Below are 5,040 nucleotides of genomic sequence, written 5' to 3' on the forward strand. Positions count from 1 at the left end.
AGAGGCATTATAGCCATTAGGGTTTTGACTTTGCCAGCGCCAAGTATCGCTGCACATATCGATGATAGATAGCTTAGCTTCCCAGTCCAGCAATGTTTTTGCTTTGTCAGCACTGGCGTAACAACTGGCGATATCCCCCGCGCGGCGCGCGGCAAACTGATAAGGAATATTTTGCTCAGTTACACTAGCAAACGTATCGACCAACTCTAAAACAGAAGTCCCTTTACCCGTACCCAAATTAATGGGTAAAAATCCTACTGAGCGACTCTCTTTTGCACAGTCTTGCTGCTTTAAATAATTTAAAGCGGCAACGTGACCTGATGCCAAATCAGTCACATGAATAAAATCACGGACACCCGTACCATCAATAGTGGCGTAATCATTACCAAAGATATTTAATTTTTCAAGCTTACCGACGGCAACTTGAGAGATATACGGCATCAAGTTATTGGGAATGTCATTTGGATCCTCACCAATTGTACCTGAAGAGTGCGCGCCTACCGGATTAAAATAGCGCAAAGTTACCAAATTCCAGTCTTTATCTGCTACTGCTAAATCTTCTAAGATGTGTTCAACCGTCAGCTTACTTTGACCATAAGGATTGGTCGCAGAACGAGGAGAGCTTTCATCAATAGGTAAAATTTCAGCATCGCCATAGACCGTTGCTGACGAAGAGAAGATGAAACTTTTAACGCTAAATTTACTCATAATGTCAAGTAGTGTAATGGTCCCACTAACATTGTTGTCATAATAAAGCAGAGGTTTGGCGACAGACTCACCAACCGCTTTTAGTCCTGCAAAATGAATAACGCCAAAAAATTCGTGTTGAGCGAATACTTTTTGTAGTGCTCTGCGGTCGCGAATGTCGCCTTCAATGAATTCGATGGACTCACCAATGAGCGTTGAGACACGATTGAGCGCCTCAACGCTACTATTAGATAAGTTATCAAAGACAACCACTTCATACCCTGCCTGATATAGTGCAATGCAAGTATGAGACCCTATATAACCTGCGCCGCCTGTGACCAGAATCTTGTGCTTCATAATATAACCAAAAGTATATAAGAATAAAAAAAGACACCTCATTGTGAAGTGTCTTTATAGTATATCAATATAATTAAATAGTTATCTGCCAAACTTATGTAGCTTTTAACGCATTACCAGCCAGTGACTTCTTTTAGCTTGTCACCTAGTTTTGAGGGATCGCGTGTATAAGCGATACCCGCGTCTTCAAAGGCTTTGAACTTTTCTTCGGCTGTGCCTTGACCACCAGAGATAATCGCGCCTGCGTGACCCATACGCTTGCCAGCAGGTGCCGTCACACCAGCGATATAACCGATAACAGGTTTAGTCACATTATCTTTAATGTACGCTGCCGCTTCTTCTTCAGCCGTACCGCCAATCTCACCGATCAAGATGATGGCTTCGGTTTGTGGATCGTCTTGGAACAGTTTTAGCGCGTCTATCTGATTCATACCTGGGATAGGATCGCCGCCAATACCGATACAAGTTGATTGACCAAAACCTAGCTTTGTCGTTTGCGCAACGGCTTCATAGGTCAGCGTACCAGAACGTGAAATGATACCCACTTTGCCTGGCAGATGAATATGACCTGGCATGATACCTATTTTGCACTCGCCTGGCGTGATAACGCCTGGGCAGTTTGGACCGACAAGGCGTACATCGCCTGCAGCTTCAAGGTAACGCTTGGCCTTTAGCATATCTAAAGTCGGTACGCCTTCGGTGATAACAACGATAAGTTTAACGCCTGCGTCTACAGCTTCAACGATTGAATCTAGTACAAAGGGCGCTGGTACATAGATGACAGACGCGTCCGCTTGCGTCGCTTCCATGGCCTCGCCCATAGTATCAAATACAGGTAGACCCAGATGCGTTTGACCGCCTTTACCTGGAGTCACGCCGCCGACTACTTTAGTACCGTACTCAATCGCTTGCTCAGAATGAAACGTACCGTTTTTACCCGTAAAACCTTGTACCAATACTTTGGTATTTTTATCAATTAATACACTCATTATTTTTTCCTACTTTTGATCATTATTTTAGTTGACGATACCTGTGGTAACTGCAGAAACAATCTTTTGCGCCGCGTCTGCAAGACCTTGCGCTGAGGTAAGCTTTAGACCAGACTCTTCTAAAATCTGTAGGCCTTTTTCAGCATTATTACCCTCTAAGCGCACGACTACAGGCACTTGCACGTCTACTTCTTTGACTGCAGCGATAATCGCCTCTGCAATCATGTCACAGCGTACAATACCGCCAAAGATATTGATCAAGACCCCTTCAACACTGCTATCTTCTAAGATAATCTTAAACGCTTCAACCACGCGATCTTTGGTCGCGCCGCCGCCCACGTCCAAGAAGTTAGCAGGCTTACCGCCGTATAACTTGATGATATCCATGGTCGCCATAGCGAGGCCTGCACCATTAACCATACAACCAATATTACCCTCTAGGGCTACGTAGTTTAGATCAAACTCTGATGCTTTAAGCTCACGCTCATTCTCTTGCGACTTATCACGCAGAGCTTCGATTTTTGGCAGACGGTATAGTGCATTTGAGTCGATACCGATTTTGCCATCGACGCAGACGATCTCGCCGTTTTCACGTACTGCTAATGGATTGACTTCAAGCAGAGCAAAATCATTGTCAATAAAAGCTTGATACGCGCCTTTCATGAGCTTTGCAAACTGATTGACTTGCTTGCCTTCTAGACCTAATTTAAACGCGACTTCGCGAGCTTGATACGGCATCAGACCCACTAGTGGATCGACGCTGACTTTAAATATCTTTTCAGGCGTTTGACTGGCAACTTCTTCGATATCGACGCCGCCTTCGGTTGAGGCCATAAAGGTCACGCGGCGTGTTGAGCGATCAACGACAGCGCCAAGATAGAGCTCAGTTTGTACTGGGTACATGTCTTCTGCGACGAGTACAAAGTTGACCGGTTGGCCATCAGAATCGGTCTGAAAGGTCACTAGATTGGTACCGATCAGCTCGTCAGCCACTTTTTTGGCTTCTTCGCGGGTTTTGACCAGTTTAACGCCGCCTGCTTTGCCGCGACCACCAGCGTGAACTTGCGCTTTGATAACTGCGATATCTGTCGGCGTTTTGTCAAAAGCTGCCGCGGCTTCATCGCCACTATAAGCGACAATACCTTCTTGAATCGGTAAGCCGTAGCTTTTTAGCAGCTCTTTTGCTTGATACTCATGTAAATTCATTGCTTGTATCCTTCGTTATTATCTAAATAAGAGAGAGTAAAAATGTGAAATCAGGCAATTTACCATAGCAGCAGAACTCATCGTAATGAGTTCTGCTATGTTGCCTAATCAAACTATTATCTTGCTAAAGCAAAACTGTTAACTACTTACGTTTTTTGCGCTGGATAGCATGAATAGCACGTCCATCTGCTGATAGTGCCGCTTCGTGTACGGCCTCAGAGATTGTTGGATGAGCAAAGGTCATTAGTTGTAAGTCTTCAATGCTTGAGACGAACTCCATTGCGATCATACCTTGATGAACAATGTCGCCAGCTCCTGCAGAGATAGCATGCATACCTAATAGGCGATCGGTTTTGGCATCAGCGACAACTTTGATAGACCCTTGCGCTTCACTTTGTGCCAGAGCGCGGCCGTTAGCGGCTAGGTTGAATGAGCCTGTTTTGACTTCATAGCCTGCATCAGCGGCTTCTTGCTCAGTGAGACCTACCCAAGCAATTTCTGGATGGGTATAAATGACATTGATAATCGTGTCATAGTTGATCTGAGCTTTTTCACCATGAATACGCTCAACAGCCATCATGCCCTCTTCCATCGCTTTATGCGCCAGCATCGGACCGCGTACCAAATCACCGATAGCGTATACGCCATCTAAGTTAGTCTTGCACTGCTCATCAACATCGATAAGGCCGCGCTCGGTCAAGGTTACGCCACTGTCATCACCAAGTAGTTTCTCAGAATAAGCACGGCGACCGACACAAACGATCAGCTTATCAAAGCTCTCATCAGACGCCTCACCTTTGTTTTCACTAGTGACCACGACTTGACCATCTTTAACTTCAGCATTGGTCACTTTGGTATCAACGCGGATATCAAGACCTTGCTTTTTGAACATCTTACGCGCTTCTTTGGCAATATCTTTATCAGCTGCTGCCAAAAACTCAGGCAAAGCTTCATAAACGACGACTTCACTACCTAGGCGACGCCATACTGACCCCAGCTCAAGACCAATGACACCTGCACCAATGACGCCTAAGCGTTTGGGAGTTTCGGTAAAATCAAGCGCGCCTGTCGAGTCAACGATATGCTCATGATCGACTTTTGCTACTGGTATATCAATAGGGATAGAACCTGAAGCCAAGATAACGTTTTTGGCAGTAATGGTGCTCTCGCTTTCATCTTCTAAAGCAACAAATTTAACTTTTTTGTCATCACCCTTGCCATCAACTAGTGTGCCCCAGCCTTGTAACCACTCAACACCATTACCTTTTAACAGTGCTGCCACGCCGCCTGTCAATTGCTTGACGATGCCTTCTTTGCGCTCGATCATTTTCTCAATGTCGATACCCACATCACCTGTGCTGATACCGTGCTCTTCAAGATCATGCTTGGTGGCCTCATAACGATGTGAAGTATCAAGCAGTGCTTTTGATGGGATACAACCAACGTTCAAGCACGTACCACCAAGCGCAGGCTCGCCTTTATAGACGCGTTTTTCGATACAAGCTACGCTCATACCCAATTGACCTGCACGGATAGCGGCTTCATAACCACCAGGACCGCCACCAATGACGACTAGATCATAACTGTCTTTCATAATGAGTTTCCTTAATATTTTTATTTATTAAATGAGTGATCTATCATACGTAGACAATAGATTGTATTTATAGCAAACAAGCTTTAAATGATGCTTTATGACTATAAATGAAAAGAAGGTTGCTAGAATAGCTAAGCTGTGAAAAGGCTAAGAGATATTTATGACAACAAGCAGAGCTACTCATAGCAAAGGTAAAAAGCTTGTATC

4 protein-coding genes are annotated in these 5,040 nt (G+C 44.8%); all 4 read right to left on the reverse strand.

Annotated elements, in window-relative coordinates; genetic code table 11:
- A partial coding sequence (galE, locus tag ACTXGO_RS09485; protein WP_443574209.1) for a UDP-glucose 4-epimerase GalE occupies positions 1-1,044 on the reverse strand: 1,044 nt, incomplete at its 3' end.
- Positions 1,045-1,157: 113 nt separating this feature from the next.
- The gene (sucD, locus tag ACTXGO_RS09490; protein WP_435950036.1) at positions 1,158-2,033 is read right to left on the reverse strand and encodes a succinate--CoA ligase subunit alpha; all 876 of its coding nucleotides are present in this window, start codon (positions 2,031-2,033) and stop codon (positions 1,158-1,160) included.
- Positions 2,034-2,060: 27 nt separating this feature from the next.
- Positions 2,061-3,239, reverse strand: a complete 1,179-nt coding sequence (sucC, locus tag ACTXGO_RS09495) for an ADP-forming succinate--CoA ligase subunit beta (RefSeq protein ID WP_317199650.1) — start codon at positions 3,237-3,239, stop codon at positions 2,061-2,063.
- A gap of 142 nt (positions 3,240-3,381) precedes the next feature.
- Positions 3,382-4,833, reverse strand: coding sequence for a dihydrolipoyl dehydrogenase (lpdA, locus tag ACTXGO_RS09500; RefSeq protein ID WP_317199651.1), 1,452 nt, complete (start codon positions 4,831-4,833; stop codon positions 3,382-3,384).
- Positions 4,834-5,040 lie beyond the last annotated feature (207 nt).

It is taken from the genome of Psychrobacter sp. T6-1 (genome assembly GCF_052258445.1).

Excerpts from the sequence above, each read along its gene's own strand:
- sucD (WP_435950036.1), bottom strand. The coding sequence starts at position 2,033 with ATGAGTGTATTAATTGATAAAAATACCAAAGTATTGGTACAAGGTTTT.
- sucC (WP_317199650.1), bottom strand. The coding sequence starts at position 3,239 with ATGAATTTACATGAGTATCAAGCAAAAGAGCTGCTAAAAAGCTACGGC.
- lpdA (WP_317199651.1), bottom strand. The coding sequence starts at position 4,833 with ATGAAAGACAGTTATGATCTAGTCGTCATTGGTGGCGGTCCTGGTGGT.